This is a genomic window from Lactobacillus sp. N54.MGS-719 (assembly GCF_000980505.1).
GTDB classification, from domain to species: Bacteria; Bacillota; Bacilli; order Lactobacillales; family Lactobacillaceae; genus Lactobacillus; species Lactobacillus amylovorus.
This window is the reverse complement of the sequence record NZ_LARO01000077.1, coordinates 1-2,960: the sequence shown is the minus strand read 5'-3', so window position 1 is coordinate 2,960 and position 2,960 is coordinate 1. Positions and strand designations below refer to the sequence as shown.

The 2,960-nt window shown below is 37.4% G+C and carries 2 protein-coding genes; both read left to right on the top strand.

Annotation, left to right across the window (positions count from 1 at the left end):
* Nucleotides 1-97: 97 nt before the first annotated feature.
* A complete protein-coding gene (locus tag WS44_RS08845; RefSeq protein WP_288145731.1) occupies nucleotides 98-379 on the top strand; it encodes a hypothetical protein in 282 nt (93 codons plus the stop codon).
* Nucleotides 380-677: 298 nt separating this feature from the next.
* On the top strand, nucleotides 678-2,960 hold a 2,283-nt coding region (polA, locus tag WS44_RS08840), incomplete at its 3' end, for a DNA polymerase I (protein ID WP_046434051.1).

Below are 2,960 nucleotides of genomic sequence, written 5' to 3'. Positions count from 1 at the left end.
GTCACGGCATTGGCTTCATCTCCACTTTACATAGTAAAAGAAAAAGTGTTGAACGACTACTCCGTCGAGTAATCATCCAACACTAGATTAGTATGTTTTGTATGATGAATTATCTAAGTTAGATATAATTCTGGGAGAGTTGAAGAATAGTGAAATAAGTGATCAAGCATTATCCGATATAGTAAATATGTATAAATACTTAATTGAAAATAAAACTATGCTTTCAGTTGAGGTGAAAAGTTTATTACGTGATATTATGAAAAGATCTACATTGGGTTTTGCCACTGAGAATAATCAAAAAAGAAAAGACTTAATGCTAGAAATAAAAAAAGACTTTAGTAAAATTTCTGATAGAACTATAACGTCAACTAAATTTTAAGCTAAAAGTTTATATTTGATCTGATATAATAATTAAGAACCTAATTTTAAGATTGTTGTTAAAACAATTTTTAAAATTATGGTCGCATTTATATGAGTGCGTGGATTGAAATCAATATATGCTTTCTGTTATTCCTTTTAAAGCTAATTGTAGGCTAATCAGAAAGGTTAATATTTAAAGGCTCCATAAAAGTGGAGCTTTTTTCTTTTCGATTAAACTTCCTATTAAAAGATTACCCTTGAAACTGGTAAAATAGATAAGTAAGTATAGAGAACAATTTTTATAAAGGGGGAATAAAATGGCAGATAAAAAATTACTTCTAATCGATGGTAACTCTGTAGCTTTCAGAGCCTTTTACGCTCTTTATCGTCAACTAGAATCTTTCAAGAGTCCAGAGGGCCTGCACACTAATGCCATTTATGCTTTTAAGAATATGCTTGATGTCCTTTTGAAGGACGTTGAGCCAACCCATATTTTGGTAGCTTTTGATGCAGGAAAAGTCACTTTTAGAACAAACATGTATGGAGAATATAAAGGCGGACGTATGAAAACTCCAGAAGAGCTTCTCGAGCAAATGCCTTATATTCAAGAAATGCTTCATGACTTGGGTATTAAAACTTATGAATTGAAGAATTACGAAGCAGATGACATTATTGGTACTTTTGTCGATAAAGGTGAGAAGAACGGCTTTACTACTACTGTCGTGACTGGTGACCGTGACTTGACTCAACTAGCTTCTCCAAGCACTACTGTTGAAGTAACCAAATCAGGAGTTTCTCAACTTGAAGCCTACACACCTGAACATATGAAGGAAGTTAACGGCGTCACTCCAACTGAATTCATTGATATGAAGGCTTTGATGGGGGATAATTCCGATAACTATCCTGGTGTTACAAAAGTTGGTCCTAAGACTGCATCACGTTTGATTCAAGAATATGGCTCCGTTGAAGGTATTTACGATCATATCGACGAAATGAAGAAGTCCAAGTTAAAGGAAAATTTGATCAACGATAAAGACAAGGCCTTTTTAGCTAAGAAACTTGCCACGATTGACCGTGATTCACCGGTAACTCTAGATATCGATGATATAAAACGTCAGCCAGTTGATTATGAAAAGCTGCGTCAATTCTATGAAAAGATGAACTTCCGTAAGTTCTTAGCTGACCTAAATGCTTCAGGTGCTGGTCAAGATGGTGCCGAAGTTGAAAAAGTAGAATACACTGTTTTAAACGATGACAAAGTTAAAGATGTTAAAGCCACTGAAAAAGACACTGTTGAATTTTATCTAGAAATGCTTGGTGCCAACTATCACCTAGCTCCTTTTGTTGGCTTCAGTTTGAAGATCAATGACAAGATCTACGTTTCAAGAGACGTTGAATTGCTTGAAGAAGATAATATCAAGCACATCTTAGAAGACGAAAAGATTCAGAAGAACGTCTTTGACCTAAAGAGAACAATGGTTGCTGCACATCGTTTGGGCATTCACACTCACGGCCTTGATTATGATATGCTTTTAGCCTCATATCTAGTTAATAATGAAAACAACTCTAATGATCTTGGTGAAATTGCTCACCTTTATGGTGATTACTCCGTTAAGACTGACCTCGAAGTTTATGGCAAAGGTAAGAGTGAGCACATCCCTGATGACGATGATGAATTATTCAACCACTTAGCTTCCAAGGTCAACGCCATTGAATCACTCAAGAAGACTCTGCTTGAAAAGCTCAAAGGCCACGAACAAGATGCCTTGTTTGATACGATCGAAATCCCAACCGCGCGCGTTTTAGCCAGAATGGAAATGAACGGGATGAAGGTTGAAGCAAGTACTTTAATTCAACTGCAAAATGAATTTGCCGTTAAATTGAAGGAACTCGAAGACAAGATTTATGACCAAGCCGGTGAAAAGTTCAACTTGAATTCACCTAAGCAACTAGGTCACATTTTGTTTGAAAAGCTTGGTTTGCCAGTCATCAAAAAGACCAAGACTGGTTACTCAACTTCAGTTGAAGTCTTGGATCAATTAAAGACGCAAAGTCCAATCGTTAGTGAAATTTTGGATTACCGTCAAATTGCCAAGATTCAATCTACCTATGTAAAGGGTCTGCTTGATGTTATCCAACCAGATGGTCGCGTGCACACACGTTACTTGCAGACTTTGACTGCAACTGGTCGTCTTTCCAGTGTGGATCCTAACTTGCAAAACATCCCTACCCGCACCGAAGAAGGAAAGCAAATCAGAAAGGCCTTCGTGCCAAGTGAACCAGACGGCTACATCTTCTCTTGCGACTACTCACAAGTTGAACTTCGTGTTTTAGCTCACGTTTCGGGCGATCAAAACATGCAAGAAGCCTTCAAGACCGGTTATGATATTCACTCACATACCGCGATGAAGATTTTCCACTTGGATTCACCTGATCAAGTAACGCCACTGATGCGTCGCCACGCTAAAGCCGTTAACTTCGGTATTGTTTACGGTATTTCTGATTACGGTTTGTCCAAGAACTTAGGCATTTCTAGAAAACGTGCCCAAGAATTTATCGACAACTACTTCGAACAATATCCTCAAATCAAGGATTACATG